Source organism: Mesobacillus maritimus, assembly GCF_023715205.1.
GTDB classification, from domain to species: domain Bacteria; phylum Bacillota; class Bacilli; order Bacillales; family Cytobacillaceae; genus Mesobacillus_B; species Mesobacillus_B maritimus_C.
The window spans coordinates 71,083-89,580 of record NZ_JAMBNR010000002.1 but is presented as its reverse complement, the minus strand read 5'-3'; the positions used below and the strand labels follow the sequence as shown (position 1 = coordinate 89,580).

Genomic DNA, 18,498 nt, shown 5'->3' with positions numbered 1-18,498 from the left:
TAATCAGCTAAAGACTTTTAATATGATTTTCCCAATATTTTCATTTCGTTCCATGTAAGTGTGAGCCTCTTGAACATCCTCCCAGTTAAAAACCCTATCGACCACCGTTCTAAGGTTTCCTGTTTTAAAATGTGGAAGCATCGTTCGAGCAAATTCTTGGCTGAGGTTGATTTTTTCTTCCTCCGGTTGTGAACGTAAGCTCGAGCCCACGATACTGATTCTTCTTTTAATTAATTCCATTAACGGGACGTTTTCGACATTGCCCCCGCCCATGACTCCAATGACAATGAGTTTTCCACCCATGGAGATTGATTTTAAGTTATCCTGCCAATAAGAGGCACCGACACAATCTAAAATCAAATCAACCCCATGATTGTCCGTGAGGTTTAATATTTCCTCCGAAAATCCTTCTTTCCCAATCAACACTACATCCGCTCCAAGCGACCGACAAAACTCTGCCTTTTCTCTGCTTCTTACCGTGACAATTGACCGGGCTCCCATTTGTTTGATTAGTTGAATCGCTGAAGTCCCAACACCACTTGCCCCCGCATGCACAAGAACGGTTTTCTCATTCGTTAACCCACCAATCCAAACTAAATTCAAATAGGCCGTTAAATACGTTTCGGCGATTGCAGCACCCTCCACATCGGATAATTCAACAGGTGTAGGCATCAACAGATCGGCAGGCACTGTCACTTTTTCTGCATAGCCCCCTCCGGGCAGCAGAGAGAAAACACGGTCGCCTATTTTCCAATTCTGTACCTGCGAACCTACTTCCTCAATCACCCCAGCCATTTCAAGTCCAATAATCGACGTTGCTCCTGGTGGTGGTGGATACAATCCTTGTCTTTGGAGTAGATCAGCTCGGTTTAACGCTGTTGCTTTTATCCGGACTTTTACCTCGTTTTCTTTTGGCACGGGCTCAGGATGTTCCCCTAGATACAAAACGTCTGTCCCACCGTATCCATTGGTTAGTATCGCTTTCAAATGATCCCCCCTAACTCTTTTAGTAAGCGTTATCATTTCAATGGTCAAAAAATTGGCATTTCGTCCTATATATATACAGGTATTTAGGATTAAAATACTTAATATTCTGAATTTACTAAGTGAAAAAATGGTGTCTTAAAATCCTATCGACTAGGTTTTCTGCTTCATTGAGTCGTGCCTTCGTTTTACTTCGCTGTCCAACCGCCATCCACATGCAAGATCTGCCCTGTGATATAGGACGAAGCTTCGGAGGCTAAAAAGACCACTGGGCCCACTAAATCCTCTAAGGTTCCAACCCGTCCTACCATCGTTTGCGAAACAATATTCGCGTACCGTTCTGGGTCATTTAACCATTCTTCCGTCATCGGCGTTCGAATATAGGCTGGCGCAAGCGCATTCACGTTAATGTTATACTCTGCTAACTCATCCGCCCACACTTTCGTTAACTGATTAATGCCCCCTTTGCTCGCTGCATAGCTGGTTTGATTGCTCATCCCAATGGCACCTAAAATCGAAGAAATATTGATGATTTTACCGCCATTGCCTTGATTGATCATTTGCTTCGCAACGGCCTGGCCGGTTAGAAAAATTCCCTTTAAATTTGTCGACTGGATAAAATCCCAATCATCTTCCTCAATATCTATTAACTTTTTGCGGATATTCGTCCCGGCATTGTTTACTAAAATATCAATCTTTCCATATTCCTTCACCGCATCTTTAACAAGTTTCTCCACTTGGCTCTTCTTGGTAACATCTACTTGGAACGCTTTTACATGGATTTCTTCATCTTTTAATAGAGTTTCCGCTTTCCCCAAATCCGCGATTCCCCGACTCGCAATCGCAACAGTCGCCCCCTGCTTCCCAAGCGCCCTCGCCATTCCCAAACCAATCCCCTTACTACCACCAGTCACAAGCGCAACCTTCCCCCGCAAATCAAACAACTCAGCTACCATCTTTTTCTCTCCCCCCACAAACGAACTACAGTCACAGTGACTGTTGCATTAGACTAAAATTTTTTAATCAAGCCATCATTTAATCTCATTCTTTAAAATTTTCCCTCCTGGGTTTCGTGGAAGTTCGTTCATGAATTCGACGACGGTTGGAACTTTGTATTTCGCTAATCGTTCAGCTACAAATTGGATAACGTCATCAGATGTTAAACTTTGATGCCCTTTTGGAACGACGACCGCTTTTACGGTTTCGCCAAAAATTTTATCTGGAATGCCGACAACCGCTGCTTCTAGAATCCCTGGGTGCTCATATAAGACATTCTCAACCTCAATAGAAAAGATTTTTTCTCCCCCGCGGTTAATCATGTCTTTCTTCCGATCCATGATATACACAAATCCATCTTGATCCACTGTTGCTAAATCGCCCGAGCACCAATACCCATCGACAAAAGACTTCCGATTTGCTTCTTCATTGTTCCAGTAGCCTTCAATCACCATCGGCCCTTTAATCAACAGTTCCCCAACTTTTCCTGCTGGACACTCATCTCCATTCTCATCAATGATTTTAACGTCTGCTACCGTTACAGGGAGCCCAACTGATTTCACTTTATCTTCTGTATAAATCTGCGGCATCAACGTGGTTGGCGAATGAGTTTCAGTTGCACCATAGGCATTGTGTAAATAGGCATTCGAAAAATACCGTCTTAACAAGTAAAATGTTTCAGATGCTAATGGAGCACCACCATAGGCAATACAATTCACACTCTGGTAAGTATAAGAATGAAAGTCTTCATGTTCCATCATCATGATGTAGATCGCCGGGACATTAAACAAAAACGTAATATTTTCTTCCGCTACTCTCTTAATATACTCAGGAGTTTTGTATTTTCGCATAATAACAGATGTCCCACCGGTCTGGACCATATGAAACAATTGCCCAATCAACCCTGTCACATGAAAAAGAGGAATCGTAATCAGTGTTTTCGTCTCAGCTGAAGTTTTAAAGACTTGCTCATAATTCATGGCACTATGAACGAGCCCGAGATGACTCCCCATTGCTCCCTTTGGCAAGCCCGTTGTTCCCGACGTGTACATGATGTATGCTGGGTCGTCCTCGTTTACCTCGATCTCAGTTGGCTTGGATGGTTGCGTTAATTCTTCATAAGACAAATCACTCCCAGACTGTTTCCCTTCAGGATGAATCGTAAAATAATATTGAACAGCAACCTCTTCATGTGATTTTAATTTATCAACTACATTTTGAAACTCATAATCAGAAACCAATACCTTTGCTTCACTTTGAGCGAGCATATACTTCAGTTCCTTCTCTTTTAACTTCGTATTTAATGGAACAAAAATCGCGCCTATTTTAGCAATCGCAAAAACCAATAACGCAAACTCCATGCTATTATCGACCAGCAAAGCAATGCGGTCGCCTTTCTTGACCTCGTATTGCTGAAGATTCCCTGCAATCGCCAATGATTGGGTAACAAACTCTTTGTACGTTAATCGCTTCTCGTTCGAAACAAGTGCCTCTTTCTCTGGATACTTCTCCGCTGCATTCACTAACACTTGAAACAAATGTTGCGGGCGGTTATTAAACACCTTCATTTCGCGATTAAAATGATATTCCTTCACGATCTCCAAAAAAATCCCCCTCCGTCCCCATGCTTTTTTCCTCCACAACAAAGTTGGGAGGATGGTAGGTAAATCCTCTTTCCTCCCTTCTTAAAAGACCTGTTAATTTTAGGATATGTCTACCAAATATCCCATATCATATCTAAGGTCAAATCCACTGGAATTTCTATCGACATATTTTGTACGGTTTATTATATAAACGAGACGTTCGGTAGGGAAATTCATCAGGTAGAGTCATTTGCTAGAGATCATTTTGTTCGTAATCCTAAAGGTAATTTCAGCTGTGATTTTTCCAAGGTATACTGATAAATTCATGTTTAATATTAGGTTTGACATTATAGGGTTTTTGAAACATTGAAGAAACTAGCAGTAGCGAACTCCTTTATATCAAGTTAGGTTACCAACAACTTGAAAGAGCATTAGATGGTTCAAATCACATTGGAATGGACGCTTAGTTTATTAAAGAGTTATCGTAATAAACTGGCATAAAAATACATCTTTACAGACATAAAACTTAGACTATTTCGTTCTATTAATTAACTTTTATCATGAGTTATTATTAAATGAATCGGATAGAATAGAATAAGATCAGAAATTAGAATCTCAGTTCATTTCCTAATCAAAGATAACCAATTAATTATTAATCGCTGGAAAAGGAGTACAATGCATGAAACTTTCAGGAAACACAATCCTCATTACAGGAGGCAGTTCGGGAATTGGTCTTGGGTTTGCAGAACGATTTATCAAAGCTGGAAATAAGGTGATTGTTTGCGGACGACGGGAAAGCGTCCTGCAAAAAGCGAAAGAGCAATTTCCTTCCCTAATTACATATGTAAGTGATGTTTCAAAAGAATCGGACCGTTTAGCTTTGTTTGAATGGGTCACAATAAACTACCCGGACGTCAATGTATTAGTGAATAATGCAGGGATACAACAACGGTTCAATTTATTAAAAGCAAATGCAAAAGACAATTGGGGTTATTTCAATAAAGAAATCGCGATTAATACGGAAGCACCGATTCATTTTTCTATGCTTTTTGCCCCGTTTTTTGCAGACAAGGAAACAGCGGCTATCATAAACGTTACATCAGGACTAGCTTTTACACCGATGGTCATTGCTCCGATTTATTCAGCCACGAAGGCAGCAATTCATTCCTTTACCGTGAGTCTCAGGCACCAACTTTCTGAAACATTAATCGAAGTGATTGAAGTTGCCCCACCAGCGGTGAATACAGATTTAGGTGGAGAAGGTCTGCATACTCAAGGAGAGCCTTTAGATGATTTTGCGAACGGGGTCTTTCAAGGTTTAGAAGAAGGAAAGCAGGAAATTGGGTATGGGTCTTCTGTGGAGCGATTAAGGATGACGCGAGATGAAATCGATCAATATGTAGAAACCATGTACAACGCAATGAAAAAAACAATTGAATAGCGATTCTAAAGCGCCCAATGGGTACAGAGTACACTTTTTTGAAGTGTAATGAAAAAGCCACTGAAATAGCACACATTTCGACAAATCGATATGCTCTTTTTTTACATGAAAAGGATTGATAACAACGCATAACCACCTTTTACAATGTAGAAGTTCTATTTAAATTGGTACCCATAAAACAAAACAAGCCCCCATCCAATCCAAAAAGGATGAGAGCTTGTTTTAATAAACATTTATTTCTTCAATCTTTTATTCCTCCTAATCCACCATACTGTGCCCGCCATTAACCGAGAGCACTTGCCCTGTGATCCAATCGGACGAGGAGGATAATAAAAATAGAATGCAACCAGTTAGATCATCGACTTTTCCAAGACGGCGCAACGGGTATTGCTTAATGATTTTTGCTAGTGTAGCTTCGTTAAAATTCTGACCTTGATCGATGAGTCCAAGGGAGACTGTATTGCATTGAATATCATTCTTGCCAACATCTTGTGCTAATGATTTGAGAAAACTAATCGCACCGCTTCTCGCAGCTGCGGACACAATTAAATTTCGATCTCCTGTCCGCGCAGAATCACCGACGATATTAATAAACTTCCCACGATTGTTCGCAATCATATCCGGAACAAAAGCGTGAGCGAGATGAAGAACACCGTTCAAACAAACATCGATTTCCCGTTGCCATTCCCCAGGGAGATACTGAAAAAACGACTTGAACTGTGCATAGCCCGCATTATTGACAATAGCGTCCAACGTCCCTAAATCACGATTGATCCTGGTGCGCATGTTTTGAACATCCTCAAAAGAAGCCAAATCCCCTTTTACAACCACAACCTTAACACCGGCTTTTTCAATCAATCTTGCCGTTTCCGCTGCTTCTGCCTCAGAGGTTTGATAATGCAACGCAACATTCGCTCCCTCATTTGCTAATGCAAAAGCAATGCCACGGCCAACTCCCTTAGCAGCCCCTGTGACAAGAATATTCTTTCCGCTGAGCATGAGATCCATCTACCATCCCTCCTGGTTTCACAAAAAGAAGCAGGACGCTTTTCAATAAAAGCGCCTGTTCCTTCTGATCATTCTATTAATTAAGGTACCAATCTTTTAACAGAAAGACTTAAACCATCGTTAACCCGCCACTAACAGACAATGTTTGACCTGTGACGTATTTTGCTTCCTCCGAAGTAAAGTACGCGACCGCGCCAGCAATGTCTTCCGGCTGTGCTAAGCGACGGAAAGGAATCGCTTTTTCCAACGCATTCTTAATTCCTTCATTATAACTACCGATTTCTTGGAACAATGGCGTATCACTCGGTCCAGGCGCCACGCAATTGATGTTGATTTTATGCCGAGCCATTTCGCGAGCGAGCGTTTTTGTCAATGCCACGACGCCGCCTTTTGCCGCCGAGTAGACAGCCTCCCCGCTCGAGCCAACCCGTGCAGCATCTGAAGCAATATTAACCACTTTCCCGTAGCCGTTTTCAATCATCACTGGTAAAATTTCTTTACACGTATGAATCTGGCCCATTAAGTTGATATCAACAATTCTTTTCCATGTATCTGGCTCACTTTTAAGAAAAGGTTCGACCTTATCCCAACCAGCATTATTGACCAACACATCAATTCTCCCGAAAATAGCCACCGATTCTTTCACTGCATTTTGGACACTCTCTAAACTGGTCACATCACAATAAACGGCCACCGCATCTCCGCCTGCTTCCTTGACCATTGATACCGTTTCCTCTGCATGATTGGTATTAATGTCCGCAACGACTATTTTCATAGAACGCGAAGCAAGTAGTTTCGAAATCTCTCTCCCGATGCCACTGCCTGCTCCTGTTACAAACGCGATTCTCTCTGCCATACAATCTCCTCCTCTATTTAGATCGTGTTTTCTCTTCAATCATAGATTCTGTCTCTACTTTTGTTTTCACCTTGGTACTGTGTTTTGTTTATTTCTAGCTACGAGGCTTACCTAACAGTCGCCGTTATGCTTTTGTTTCTACCCCGTCACCAAGCTTTTCTTCAATCATTTGCCGCAACCGGAATTTTTGAATTTTTCCACTCGGGGTACGCGGAAACTCATCTATTAGCTCCACACGCTCAGGCCAATATTGTTTCGCCACGCCCTTTTCTGTTAAATAAACTTGTAAACTTTCTAAAGTGATTGGTTCTGTTCCTGGTTTCATATTAATGAAGGCACATGCCTTTTCTTGTAAGCGCGCATCTGGCATTGCCACGATTTGCGCGATCGAGACGTCCGGATGTTCGTAAAGAATATTTTCCACATACGCAACCGGAATGTTTTCACCGCCACGAATGATAATATCCTTGTTCCGGCCGGTAATTTTAATATAGCCATCCTCATCCATCACAGCCTGATCCCCGGTAATAAACCATTCGCCATCATGTTCTGCCAGAGTTTGTTCCATTTTCTTTAAATAGCCAACAAATAACGCTGGCCCTTTTGTTAACAAGCTTCCTTCTTGATTCGCAAGTGCCTTGGCGCCATGTTCATCGACCACTTTTACGACCGTCGGAGAATAAGCTTTCCCATCCGTACTTGTGAGCTTTTCTTCTGTGTCCATAGGCGCGGTAAGCGTAACGAGCCCGTCTTCTGTTTGTCCCCATCCTGACATGATTTTACAAGGAAGCTTTTCTCTTGCTTCTTTTACAATCGCTCTTGGAATCGGTGCTCCAATCGCAGCGAAATAACGCAACGAACTTAAATCGAATTGATCAATGTTTTCCACTCGAATGAAATCTTGTAAAAATGGAGTTGCCGCCGTTGTGAACGTGATTTTTTCTCTCTCAATCAGCTCCACAAATTCGTTTGGATTCCAGATATCCTGATAAACAGCTGTTCCACCAATGATGATTGGCAGCAAGACCCCATAAAGAAAACCGGTTTGATGAGCAAACGTTGACGCCATGAACACAATATCATTGTCCGTTAACTCTAAATGTGGCACCAATGCGCTTGATGATACGAGCACGGTGTTGTGTGTATGCATCACGCCTTTTGGTTCACCGGTCGTGCCAGAGGTAAAAATTAGTTCATTCAATTCATTCGGATCGTGAACAACTTGATCTAAAATCGAAATGTCTCGCTTTTCCTCCCACGGTTCATCGGTCAATAATGAAAATGATTTCATTTTACTAGGGATATTGTTGCCAAGAACAAATACATGCTCCATCGCTGGCCATTGGGATGATAACCGGTTGACCATCTCTGGGTAATCAAAGCCACGAAACTCGTCGGGAACCACCAGTATTTTTGATTCCGCATGCTTCACCATATAGCCAATCTCTCGATCACGATAAATCGGGATCAAAGGATTGGAAATGGCTCCTACCCTTGTCGCTGCAAGGTAGAGAATGATAAATTCATTCCAATTTGGTAGCTGAAAAGAAATGACATCCCCTTTTCTTAATCCAAATTCATAGAGTCCTAGCGCGACACGGTCTACAAGTTTCCCAACCTCTTGGAACGTAAACCGGTTCTTTTTATCAATCAAAGCCACTTTATCAGGACTGTTTTTGATTGCTTCATTAAGATAATCAAGAATCGTTTTATTCGGCCAAACAGAAGAGTATTTTTTCTTATACTCTTCTGTTAAAAGTGTCTCGTAACCCATCTCATTGTTCCCTCCCCCATTAATTCGTGCTTTATGAAAAAAATAAAAAGATTCAACTTATAGTTAGGGCAACTAAGCCGCTGAGCAGGGCACTTCCGCTTTTCTTACTGTCCAGCTCCATCGCCCTAACGGCTAGTGTCCTTCCCTCTCCGCCCTACGATAAGTCAACATCGAATCGCCTCCGGCTCTTCGTGTTTCCTATATCTCAGTTGGAGAGCTCCAGGCCATACGCCGCTGAGCAGGGCGCTTCCGCTTTTCTTACCCCCTAAATTTCTTAAAATCTACTGGTCTTTTTTCTAAGAAGGCGTTCATTCCTTCGGCTGATTCTTCGGTTTTGTAAAACATCGCAAGGCTTGCCATCGCAATTTGGGAAATTCCCTCAATATTGGCTGAATCGGCGTTGAAGGAGTATTTCAGCATTTTAATCGCCGTCGGGCTTTTCTCTACAATCTTTGCGGCCATTTCTTCTGCTGCCGCCATTAGCTCTTCTTGTGGGACAATTTTATTCACTAAACCCATTTCTTTCGCTTCTTGCGCGGTGTATTTTTCGCATAAATACCAGATTTCGCGCGCTTTTTTCTCGCCAACGACTCTAGCTAAATAAGCCGTACCTAAGCCTGCATCATAGCTTCCTACTTTTGGACCACTTTGGCCAAACAAAGCAGTTTCGGCCGCAATCGTTAAATCACAAATCACATGCAGCACATGGCCCCCGCCAATCGCGTATCCATTTACCGCGGCAATCACCGGCTTTGGAATTGCACGAATCGTTCGATGAAGGTTTTCAATCTCGAGTCCAATTCCACCGTTTAACCCGCCGTAACCATCGTACCCGTCATCGCCTTTATTCTTTTGATCGCCGCCTGTACAAAACGCTTTTTCGCCAGCTCCTGTTAAAATCACTGCACCAATGCTGTTGTCATCCCATGCATCGCGAAAACTCGCAATCAACTCACTGACCGTTCTTGCTCGAAACGCATTGTACACTTCTGGACGATTGATCGTAATTTTCGCGACCCCATTGCTTTTCTCATAAAGCACATCTGTAAATTGGTTGTTGATAGCCCCTTCATTTACCGTTGTGTTTGTATGTTCCATCATCGATTCCTCCTATTTGGTATTTTCAATTATTTGTAAAACAACCTGCCCGATCACCACTTCTTTGCCTGTTGCATTCATGCAGGTTACCTTTTCCGTCACCCAATTTCTCTCATCATTCACTTCAATCGTTTCCACTTCCGCGGTCATTTTTTCCCCAATGTGCACTGGGCTAAGATATAGAAGTTCTTTTTTCACCAAGCAACAAATATGATTCGCAAACTCTTTCCGAATTGCATCGAAGATTAATGCTTCACATAAAATACCTGGAACTAATGGGTTCTCAAAATAAATTCCTTCATTATATATTGGATTATCATCTTGAGTTAAATCACTCCATTTGCGAACATCCTCCGCAGTAAACGTTTTTTGAACCCGACTAATTTGGCCGATAAACAAATTTTCGGTTTGGCTCATAAAGTAGGAGCTCCTCATTTAATAAGGACGATATTCTTTTCCAATTAACTCCCGTGCAATCACCATTTGGTTCGCTTGTGCAGTTCCATCGCCAATCTCCAAACCAATTACATCTCGCAATCGTTGTTCTAATGGCATTTCTTTTGTATACGCATAATGACCATTCAGCAGCATACATTCATGAATCGCTTCCTGAGCGTATTTTGGTCCCAGCCATTTAACGGAAGACGCTTCTTTCGAATGTTTCTTGCCATTGTCACGAAGCCAAAGTCCACGATAAGCCTGCCATTTGATTAATTCCAATTGCGTATAATGTGTGACGATTGGAAAAGAAACCCCCTGATTTTTCGCTAATGGTTTGCCAAAGGCGTGTCTCGTTTTCACATGCTCAATCGTTTCATCGAGACTTTGAAAAGCAGCTCCCGCACATTGGAGACCAATCAGCAATCGACTTAAATCAAATCCATTCATCACCTGAAAGAAACCATTGTTTTCTAATCCAATTAAATTTTCTTCCGGAACCTCCACATCCGTTAAATAGATAGATCCTCGCCCAATCGGAACATTTCCCATATCTTCATAGCCTTTGCATTCTACTCCAGGTAAATCAGCAGGAACAACAAAGGCACTGATTCCCTTACTGCCCAAGTTTGGGTCTGTTTTAGCAAAAACAATAAACGCATCTCCGATTGTTGCGACACTGATTCCTGATTTCTCCCCATTTAAAATAAACTTATCTCCTTTATGTACAGCCATTGACCGAATTCCCGCTGCATCGGTCCCTGCTGCCGGTTCAGTGATCGCAATGCCCATAATTTTGTTGCCGTTTGCAATTTCCGGGAGCCACGTTTTTTTCAACTGATCTGTCGCATGATTGGTGAGAATTTCCGAGATTAGCGCATTCAACATGACCGCATACGTTAAATTAAAATCACCACGGCCAATTTCTTCAGCCGCAACTCCTGCGGTTACACACTCAGCACCACTCCCACCAAACTCTTCCGGAATGCGTAGACCGTTGACCCCAAGTTCACCAAGCTTTTTCCATAAATGCCTAGGATGGGTGTTCTCTCGGTCCCATGTTGTATAATGAGGAAGCAACTCGCTTTGCGAGAATTCTCTTAACATGTCACGAAAATATTCTTGTTCTTCACTAAATGTAAAATTCAACAACATTTCTCCCTCCTTTGTCTTTGCTAATCTATAATGCAAATAGCGTGCCAACACACACATACCCAGTTATCAAGTTTTTTCAATTTTATGATTTTGCAAGAATGCTATTTTTTGCAGATTTGCGAATCAGATTTGCAAAAAGGGGGGATAAGGCAGATTGTTTTCTAAACATGGGAAGTGATTTTCAACAATAAAAAAACTGTATAGAAGAAGCTCTACACAGTTTTTGTGATTCGTAATTATCATTTGTTAAATGTGACATTTCCCAATAAAAAGGTTATTGCTCATCATTTATGATATTCATAGCCATTTGCTTCATTTAATCCCATACTTAGAAATTTTCCTATACAGGCTTGCCGGGTGAATTTTTAATCTTTGTGCGGCTATCGTTTTATCTCCATCACTTTCTTTTAACGCCCACTTAATGGCATTCATTTCCGCCTTTTGGACTTCTTCCTCTAAACTTTGAACATTAAGCGGAGTTTCGTTGGTTGGCGGTGGACCAGCATTTTCAGTAAACGACGTAAACCGGAAACATTCTAAGGTCAGCGTATCTCCTTCGACGATATTCATCCCACGTTCAATAATCGCTCTAAGTTCACGAATATTTCCTGGCCAGTCGTTGCCGATTAGCCACTCTTGTAGTTTAGGGTCGATATACTTCACTTCTTGATTAAACTGTTCATTATAATAATGGATAAAATGCTCTGTTAAAGGCAGGATGTCCTCTTTTCGCTGCCTGAGTGACGGAATTTTCAGTTCGAATACATACAAACGGTAAAACAAGTCTTGCCTGAATTTCCCTTCCTGCACCAATGTTTTTAAATCTCTGTTGGTGGCCGCAATGATGCGGATATCAACGTTTTTCGCCCCAGTCCCGCCAAGTCTTTCTACTTCTTTTTCCTGCAGAACGCGCAAAAGTTTGCCTTGAGCTAGATAAGGTAGTTCTGAAATTTCGTCCAAAAATAACGTCCCATTCTGAGCCAGTTCAATCTTCCCAGGCTTTCCTTCACGTTTGGCGCCACTAAACGCCCCAGCTTCGTAGCCGAACACTTCCGATTCAAATAAATCTTCCGGGATTGCCGCACAGTTCACAGCAACGAAAGGCTGGTCTTTTCGCGAGCTTAACCCATGGATGGCTTGAGCAAATAATTCCTTCCCCGTTCCGCTCTCTCCAGTAAGGAGAACGGTTGAGTTACTCGTTGCAATTCGAGCAGCCAGCTCTTTCATTTGCGTCATTAAAGGTCCATCGCCAACAATATCCTCAAAACGATATCGATTTGTGTTTCTCGAGTTGGTTTGTATCTTCGGTTTTTTTATGGAGTTCATAAAAGAAGTGATTTCATAGAGGTCTATTTCATTCTTTTTCACAAGGATGGAGTAAATATGGTGGTGTTTATGTTGATCCAAACGAATAAGGCATGGTTGTCCGTTGATCACTCCAAAGAAAACCGCTTTTTTCCCATTATGATGGGATAGATTATGGGTGGTTCCTTTGATTACTTGGTTAATATAACGCCCTTTTATAAAGGATTCCGCAACATCAAGAGTACGACAAAACTCTGAACTTATTTCTAAAATCAATCCTGTTTCATCAGCAGTGACATATTCCAAATCCATTTGTGTTGCTTTATTTTCCATTTTTTCCATTCATCTCACCTAAGAACCATGATCTGCTAACATCAAAATTACAGCCTGCCCTTTTACAACTTCCGTTCCAGACTGGTTGTAGCACGTCACTTTTAACGTCACCCAGTTTCGAGATTCATTAATATCAATCACTTCAAGTTCCGCAATAACCTCATCCCCAATATGAAGAGGATGATAAAACACCAATTCCTTCTGCAGCAGTATACATGGACTCCCTGGAAGCTTACGGCTAATCGTATGATGAACCAAACCCTCAGTTAAAAGCCCAGGAATAATCGGCTTTGAATAGACGCTCCCAAAACCATTTTCCTGATAAATCGGACTAAAATCCAAAGTCAATTCCGAACAAAGCCTCACATCCTCTTCCGTAAACACCCGCTTAGAACGCGCAATCTGCCCAATAAACATCTGTTCAATCGTAAGACTCATCGTTTTTCAATCCCCTGTAATTATAAAATTTTGAATATTAACTACATTAATCACTATACAGAAAACCCCCAACGAAAACAATCCCCACCAAGCATCAGCAAGGGATTGTCGAAAAAGTCACAGGGACGTCCCGGTATTTGTCGATTTATCTGCAACCTAAGAAAAAACCACTAAGCTTGGTGTTGTGTCGTTGACCAAACTAGTGGTTTTTATGCTTATCAGTGAAATATCTCTATTTACAAGGTCTTTCGCTGATAGGAGGAAAATACAACTCCCCCTACGATAAAAAGCGATCCAATTATCTCCATATTCGTAATCGGTTTGGATAACACAATCAAACCGACAATCATCGCTACGAAAGGTTCTAAATTGGATAAAATCGAAGCCTTTGAGGCGTCGACATAACGAATATAATAATTCCAAATGAGATTCGCCATTCCATGGACGATAACGGCTGTTCCAATCAATAAAGCCCATTCAGGCCATTCAGTTCCTACTTGAAAGGGTGAATCTAGTATAAACGCAAACGGAATCGCTACCATCAGCCCGACCAGATTTGAATAGAAAGTAATCGTAAAAGGATCAATTCTAGTAGAAAGTGACCTCGTAATAATAATCATAATCGCAAACGTAATCATCGTTACAACAATCCATAACAGCCCTTTGTCCACTTGTATCGAGGTGAAAGTCCCTTTTGTGACAACAAAGTATATCCCCACAATTGCGACCATCGAACCTAGTAACATACGGAGCGTGAATTTTTCTTTTAAAAAAACCGCTGCTAAAATACCTGTTAAAATCGGAGTCGTTGCTAAAATTAAAGCAGATGTTGTCGGGTCAGCTGTTTGCAACCCTTCAAAAAAGGACCATTGGTTGATAAACACACCTATTACGCCTAGAACAAATATTGATTGGAACTCAGATTTCTTTAAAGGTTCCAATTGTTTTTTAAGAAGGTTTAACCCCAATAAAAAAAGAACAATAAATAAAAGCCGTAACATTGTTAATAAAGCTGGAGAAAAAGATAAAACTAGTATTTTTCCAAATACGAAATTACTCCCCCACACCACAACACAAAAAGTTAGCCAAGTATATGCCTTTGCCATCCATAACACCATCCAATTTTTCTAAAACATGCTAACTTTCAAAGTGTATCCGAACGAATTGGTTTCGTAAACCTTTCTAATTTCATCTCATCATCCTTTTTCTTGCACCTTTCCCCTCCCATTACTCATCTTTCAAACCAAAATCGGAAAAACTACCACAAGAAAGAATTGTAGGAGTGATCCGTTATCCGAACACGAATGCTGATTTTACTAGTTGTTTTTGTTAGCATCTTTAGCCTGATTGCTTATTGGGTTGAGTTGGAAAAACTAATTCAGTTTGACTTTCATATTATGACGTTTGTGCAAAGTTTTGAAAATGACACTCTCACCACGATTATGAAATTCTTTAGCTTCATTGGTGGTACCGTTCCAGTTATTGTCCTTACTTTAGGAGCTGCTATTTTCTTATATAGAGTTTTACATCATCGTAGGGAGCTTTTTCTACTAATTGGAACGATGATCGGCTCCACACTACTCAATGTATTGCTTAAATACATCTTCCAACGCACCAGACCTGACATAAACCGGCTCGTGTTTGAAGAAGGTTTTAGCTTTCCGAGTGGACATTCCATGGCCGCTTTTTCCTTATATGGGATATTAACGTTTCTTCTTTGGCGACATCTTAAAACCCGTACAGGCCGCGGATTGTTACTTACATTCAATAGTTTGATGATCCTCATTATTGGGCTTAGTCGGATTTATCTAGGAGTCCACTATCCAACCGATGTCATTGGTGCCTATGCAGCAAGTGGTTTTTGGTTATTTACCGTCGTCTGGTATTACCAATGGCTACAAGAAAGAAGACTTCAATCAGCTGAAGCCACGTAACTTGATAATCTTGATTGGTTAGGAAAGCTTGGATAGTAAATCCAAGCTTTTTGTTTCTTCATGCAGTCTAACTCTCCCACCAGTTAACAATCAATTCTTTCATTTAAATTTAAAAATGAATCACTCCTACTTTCTGTTTGAAAATTGTTCAAAAAAGGTTTTGCTAGTTGTCACAATATTCCATTCTCACAACCAATTTATGGGATAAAATGAACATAGAAATTGAAATACATAGGAGGTTTTATTGATGAGTTTTCAAAATAAAGTGGTTGTTATTACAGGTGCAGCTGGTGGAATTGGACAGGAAGCAGTTAAAACATTTGCTGAGAATGGAGCGAAAGTGGTTTTAGTCGATTTAAATCAAGAAGCTTTGGATCAAGTGGTTACAGAGCTTGACCTTAAAGAAGGAACATATTTAACAGTCGCAGCAGATGTTTCAAAAGAAGACCAAGTAAGAAGTTATGTCGAAAAAGCAACCGCTGCTTTTGGAAGCATCGATGTATTTTTCAATAACGCAGGAATCGAAGGAAAAGTCCTTCCTATATCAGAATATCCTTCCGAAGTTTTTGAACAAGTTCTAGATGTCAATGTGAAAGGCGCCTTTTATGGCTTAAAATATGTGATGCCTATTATGAAAGCAAAGAAAGGAGGATCGATTATCAATACGGCTTCCGTCGCGGGATTAGGTGGAACACCTGGAGTTTCTGCCTATATTACCTCTAAACATGCGGTTATCGGATTAACCAAAACCGCCGCATTAGAAGGAGCAGCAGATGGAATTCGTGTCAATGCCGTTTGCCCATCTCCGGTGAACAACCGGATGATGCGTTCTTTAGAAAGCGGCTTTAGCCCAGAAAACGCCGAAGCAGCACAACAAAACTTCGCAGCCGCGATCCCACTTGGCCGATATGCCGAAAATAGCGATATTGTAAACCTAGTCTACTTCCTCGCATCCGATAAAGCCAGCTTCATCACCGGCGCCATTTATCCAGTTGACGGCGGAATGCGAGCGTTATAATAAAGTCACAAGGATACACCGGTTTTTGTCTAACTTTATCGAAAAATCAAAGAGGCTCTCATCCATGTGAATGAGAGCCTCCGTTTTTAAAGTTCAACCGTAACATCCTGTTCTCCCTGCTTTCCCCTTTCTTTTCGAACATAAAAACCATACATACTCCCAGCCAAAATAACCACAAACGTATAACAAAGATAAATATTTCGATACACGATTTCTGCTGCTAAACCTTCTTGAACCGTCAACAACAAACCTGAAACTGTCACTCCGAGACCAGCCCCGAAAAACTGCATTAATTGGAGAATACCGATCGCTGATCCAATCTGCGAAATGGGCAAAATTCTCGTTACCTCATTTGTCATGCTCGTTGAGATTGCCGTAAACCCTACACTCGCGAACATATAAGTGGTTAGAATCAAATAAGGACTAACCGTAGATAAGAACGCAAATTGAACCATCGCACAAACGAATAATAATTGCCCTAACAGGATCACCGGTTTATTACCAAAGCGGTCAATCATTCTTCCAATCCACTGACCAGCAATCACGGCGAAAACCGCTCCTGGAAAAATGACAAGCCCTACTCCAACCGGTGCTTTTCCAAATACTGTTGCCAGCATAATCGGCATTAAAAACAAATTGGAGAAGTTGAGAAAAAACGCAGTGCAATTGATAAAAAGCAGTTTCGAAAATTGCTTATTTCTTAGTAGAACCGGCGGAACAAATGGCTCTTCTTTCCAATGTAAATACCTCCACCAAACCACAAACAGCAACACTGTGACCGCCAAAACCCCATAGGAAAACGTCGATAAAAACAGCAACAAACCTGTGACACTAAGCCCTGTTAAGAGCGCACCAAAAACATCGAACTGCCCCTTTTTCAACGGTTCTTTCGGCAGCAATCTTTGAAAGAAAGGAATGGTAAGGAACGTCAGTCCAGTGATCGCAAAAAGATAGTTCCATCCAAAAAATTGAGTAATTACGCCCCCAAGCACAGGACCCAACCCAAATCCCAACGAAGCTGCCGATGCAAGAATAGCCATTGCTTTGCCCCTTCGTGATACCGGGATATAGCGCCCCGCCGGAATCATTCCAAGTCCCGAAACAGCTCCGGCCCCTGCAGCTTGAACAATGCGCGCCCCTAATAATAGAAGAAAATGACCTGAAAAGAAACCGATAATCGAAGCTGCTCCTAACAAACAAATTCCAATCATTAAAAGCCTTGAGATGGGGATAAAATCGGAAAGTCTGCCAAACGTTAACGTCGACAACGCAAACATAATTGAATAACCAGAAACAAGCCAAGATGCGGTGGATGATTTTAACTGAAACTCCTCCAAAACGACGGGCAACGCTACATTAAACATCGTCGTATTCATGACCACTAGTAAAGTAGTTAAACTCCAAATCAACACCACTTTATTCTCTTGGAAAGGGACCTTTTTATCATTCTCGAGAGAGGAGATGGAAATTGAAGACATATACCTCCACCCTCCTTTCAGTATTTAATATAGAAACCTATTTATATTTTTAATTTTCAGACAATATAATCCTACCATATCTTACGGTCATTTGTATACGAGCAATTCGCATACAAGTTCCTGAATGACAGAGCTAACCCCTCTTACTGATAAAAAAACAAGCTCTTCTCCATGAGAAATGAGCTTGTCCTCAATGTATTCGATATAAATTTAGAATTTGTTTTTAGCAAAAGGTTTCTGTATTAACTACATTTTTTCACGATGTAAATTAATTGTTTTGAGCTTGGGATTGCGTACTTTCCTCCATCGTTTTGATGGATATACGTTTCAATTTTGTTTTTTACTAAATAGCGAGATGACCGATCACCTTCTTGAAAGGACGAAGTATCTTCACTTAAAACAAGTGCATTTTTGTTTTTGCTAATAATCTTCGCAATATCATTCGTTGTATAGATGGTTCCTTTCTCCAATTCAATAAGTTCATTCTCCATGTATCCCATGCTTATTTCCTCCCTTTTACTCTTATTTATTCGCTAAACGGGGCCAAAATTCCTGCATCCATCGAAGGAAAATCACAAGAACAAATGCTTGAATTTCGTAAAAAGAGTGAAATAAGTGTACAATAAAGGATATTTCCTTAATCTCATGTGAAACAGGAG

17 protein-coding genes are annotated in these 18,498 nt (G+C 41.1%); 3 read left to right on the top strand and 14 right to left on the bottom strand.

Features of this window, described 5'->3' with window-relative positions; all coding sequences use genetic code 11:
• Positions 1 to 3 precede the first annotated feature (3 nt).
• The 3 genes from M3182_RS02820 to M3182_RS02810 all read right to left on the bottom strand — a co-directional run bounded on the left by M3182_RS02820 (position 4) and on the right by M3182_RS02810 (position 3,575).
• Complete coding sequence (locus M3182_RS02820) at positions 4 to 987, bottom strand: NAD(P)H-quinone oxidoreductase (RefSeq protein ID WP_251556214.1); 984 nt, start codon at positions 985 to 987, stop codon at positions 4 to 6.
• A gap of 185 nt (positions 988 to 1,172) precedes the next feature.
• Positions 1,173 to 1,940, bottom strand: coding sequence for an SDR family NAD(P)-dependent oxidoreductase (locus tag M3182_RS02815; protein WP_251556212.1), 768 nt, complete (start codon positions 1,938 to 1,940; stop codon positions 1,173 to 1,175).
• A 75-nt stretch (positions 1,941 to 2,015) separates the two neighbouring features.
• Positions 2,016 to 3,575, bottom strand: a complete 1,560-nt coding sequence (locus tag M3182_RS02810) for a class I adenylate-forming enzyme family protein (RefSeq protein WP_349775417.1) — start codon at positions 3,573 to 3,575, stop codon at positions 2,016 to 2,018.
• Positions 3,576 to 4,242: 667 nt separating this feature from the next.
• Between M3182_RS02810 and M3182_RS02805 the strand changes: the two genes are divergently transcribed.
• On the top strand, positions 4,243 to 5,004 hold the full coding sequence (locus M3182_RS02805; RefSeq protein WP_251556197.1) for an SDR family oxidoreductase: 762 nt from the start codon (positions 4,243 to 4,245) through the stop codon (positions 5,002 to 5,004).
• Between the two features lie 258 nt (positions 5,005 to 5,262).
• Here M3182_RS02805 and M3182_RS02800 read toward each other — a convergent pair whose 3' ends face one another.
• The 9 genes from M3182_RS02800 to M3182_RS02760 form a co-directional block, all read right to left on the bottom strand.
• Entirely contained in the window at positions 5,263 to 6,012 is a 750-nt protein-coding gene (locus tag M3182_RS02800; RefSeq protein ID WP_251556189.1) for an SDR family NAD(P)-dependent oxidoreductase, read from the bottom strand.
• A gap of 109 nt (positions 6,013 to 6,121) precedes the next feature.
• Entirely contained in the window at positions 6,122 to 6,868 is a 747-nt protein-coding gene (locus tag M3182_RS02795; RefSeq protein WP_251556186.1) for an SDR family NAD(P)-dependent oxidoreductase, read from the bottom strand.
• A 124-nt stretch (positions 6,869 to 6,992) separates the two neighbouring features.
• A complete protein-coding gene (locus tag M3182_RS02790; RefSeq protein WP_251556184.1) occupies positions 6,993 to 8,642 on the bottom strand; it encodes an AMP-binding protein in 1,650 nt (549 codons plus the stop codon).
• Between the two features lie 258 nt (positions 8,643 to 8,900).
• Complete coding sequence (gene menB, locus M3182_RS02785) at positions 8,901 to 9,743, bottom strand: 1,4-dihydroxy-2-naphthoyl-CoA synthase (RefSeq protein ID WP_251556182.1); 843 nt, start codon at positions 9,741 to 9,743, stop codon at positions 8,901 to 8,903.
• A gap of 9 nt (positions 9,744 to 9,752) precedes the next feature.
• Positions 9,753 to 10,157, bottom strand: a complete 405-nt coding sequence (locus tag M3182_RS02780) for a hotdog family protein (protein WP_251556179.1) — start codon at positions 10,155 to 10,157, stop codon at positions 9,753 to 9,755.
• A gap of 18 nt (positions 10,158 to 10,175) precedes the next feature.
• The gene (locus M3182_RS02775) at positions 10,176 to 11,333 is read right to left on the bottom strand and encodes an acyl-CoA dehydrogenase family protein (protein WP_251556177.1); all 1,158 of its coding nucleotides are present in this window, start codon (positions 11,331 to 11,333) and stop codon (positions 10,176 to 10,178) included.
• 312 nt (positions 11,334 to 11,645) lie between these two features.
• Positions 11,646 to 12,980 carry a sigma-54 interaction domain-containing protein gene (locus M3182_RS02770; RefSeq protein WP_251556166.1) on the bottom strand — a complete coding sequence of 445 codons (1,335 nt, stop codon included), beginning with the start codon at positions 12,978 to 12,980 and terminating at the stop codon, positions 11,646 to 11,648.
• 9 nt (positions 12,981 to 12,989) lie between these two features.
• Positions 12,990 to 13,409, bottom strand: coding sequence for a hotdog family protein (locus M3182_RS02765; RefSeq protein ID WP_251556159.1), 420 nt, complete (start codon positions 13,407 to 13,409; stop codon positions 12,990 to 12,992).
• A gap of 236 nt (positions 13,410 to 13,645) precedes the next feature.
• Positions 13,646 to 14,515, bottom strand: coding sequence for a DMT family transporter (locus tag M3182_RS02760; protein WP_251556158.1), 870 nt, complete (start codon positions 14,513 to 14,515; stop codon positions 13,646 to 13,648).
• A 258-nt stretch (positions 14,516 to 14,773) separates the two neighbouring features.
• On the opposite strand from M3182_RS02760, the gene M3182_RS02755 reads away from it, so the two are divergent.
• Together M3182_RS02755 and M3182_RS02750 are read left to right on the top strand one after the other, a co-directional pair.
• Positions 14,774 to 15,343 (top strand): phosphatase PAP2 family protein, encoded by a 570-nt coding sequence (locus tag M3182_RS02755; protein WP_251435422.1) that lies wholly within the window; start codon positions 14,774 to 14,776, stop codon positions 15,341 to 15,343.
• A 247-nt stretch (positions 15,344 to 15,590) separates the two neighbouring features.
• Positions 15,591 to 16,361: an SDR family NAD(P)-dependent oxidoreductase gene (locus M3182_RS02750; RefSeq protein WP_251556152.1), complete on the top strand. Its 771-nt coding sequence runs from the start codon at positions 15,591 to 15,593 to the stop codon at positions 16,359 to 16,361.
• A gap of 86 nt (positions 16,362 to 16,447) precedes the next feature.
• Here the strand turns inward: M3182_RS02750 and M3182_RS02745 are convergent, their stop codons facing one another.
• Together M3182_RS02745 and M3182_RS02740 are read right to left on the bottom strand one after the other, a co-directional pair.
• The gene (locus tag M3182_RS02745; RefSeq protein WP_251556150.1) at positions 16,448 to 17,839 is read right to left on the bottom strand and encodes an MFS transporter; all 1,392 of its coding nucleotides are present in this window, start codon (positions 17,837 to 17,839) and stop codon (positions 16,448 to 16,450) included.
• A gap of 242 nt (positions 17,840 to 18,081) precedes the next feature.
• Positions 18,082 to 18,339 (bottom strand): hypothetical protein, encoded by a 258-nt coding sequence (locus M3182_RS02740; RefSeq protein WP_251435435.1) that lies wholly within the window; start codon positions 18,337 to 18,339, stop codon positions 18,082 to 18,084.
• Positions 18,340 to 18,498 lie beyond the last annotated feature (159 nt).

Bases quoted from the DNA above. Each gene is read 5' to 3' on its own strand.
- M3182_RS02815 (WP_251556212.1), bottom strand. From the start codon at position 1,940: ATGGTAGCTGAGTTGTTTGATTTGCGGGGGAAGGTTGCGCTTGTGACT.
- M3182_RS02805 (WP_251556197.1), top strand. From the start codon at position 4,243: ATGAAACTTTCAGGAAACACAATCCTCATTACAGGAGGCAGTTCGGGA.
- M3182_RS02800 (WP_251556189.1), bottom strand. From the start codon at position 6,012: ATGGATCTCATGCTCAGCGGAAAGAATATTCTTGTCACAGGGGCTGCT.
- M3182_RS02795 (WP_251556186.1), bottom strand. From the start codon at position 6,868: ATGGCAGAGAGAATCGCGTTTGTAACAGGAGCAGGCAGTGGCATCGGG.
- M3182_RS02790 (WP_251556184.1), bottom strand. From the start codon at position 8,642: ATGGGTTACGAGACACTTTTAACAGAAGAGTATAAGAAAAAATACTCT.
- menB (WP_251556182.1), bottom strand. From the start codon at position 9,743: ATGATGGAACATACAAACACAACGGTAAATGAAGGGGCTATCAACAAC.
- M3182_RS02780 (WP_251556179.1), bottom strand. From the start codon at position 10,157: ATGAGCCAAACCGAAAATTTGTTTATCGGCCAAATTAGTCGGGTTCAA.
- M3182_RS02775 (WP_251556177.1), bottom strand. From the start codon at position 11,333: ATGTTGTTGAATTTTACATTTAGTGAAGAACAAGAATATTTTCGTGAC.
- M3182_RS02770 (WP_251556166.1), bottom strand. From the start codon at position 12,980: ATGGAAAAAATGGAAAATAAAGCAACACAAATGGATTTGGAATATGTC.
- M3182_RS02765 (WP_251556159.1), bottom strand. From the start codon at position 13,409: ATGAGTCTTACGATTGAACAGATGTTTATTGGGCAGATTGCGCGTTCT.
- M3182_RS02760 (WP_251556158.1), bottom strand. From the start codon at position 14,515: ATGGCAAAGGCATATACTTGGCTAACTTTTTGTGTTGTGGTGTGGGGG.
- M3182_RS02750 (WP_251556152.1), top strand. From the start codon at position 15,591: ATGAGTTTTCAAAATAAAGTGGTTGTTATTACAGGTGCAGCTGGTGGA.
- M3182_RS02745 (WP_251556150.1), bottom strand. From the start codon at position 17,839: ATGTCTTCAATTTCCATCTCCTCTCTCGAGAATGATAAAAAGGTCCCT.
- M3182_RS02740 (WP_251435435.1), bottom strand. From the start codon at position 18,339: ATGGGATACATGGAGAATGAACTTATTGAATTGGAGAAAGGAACCATC.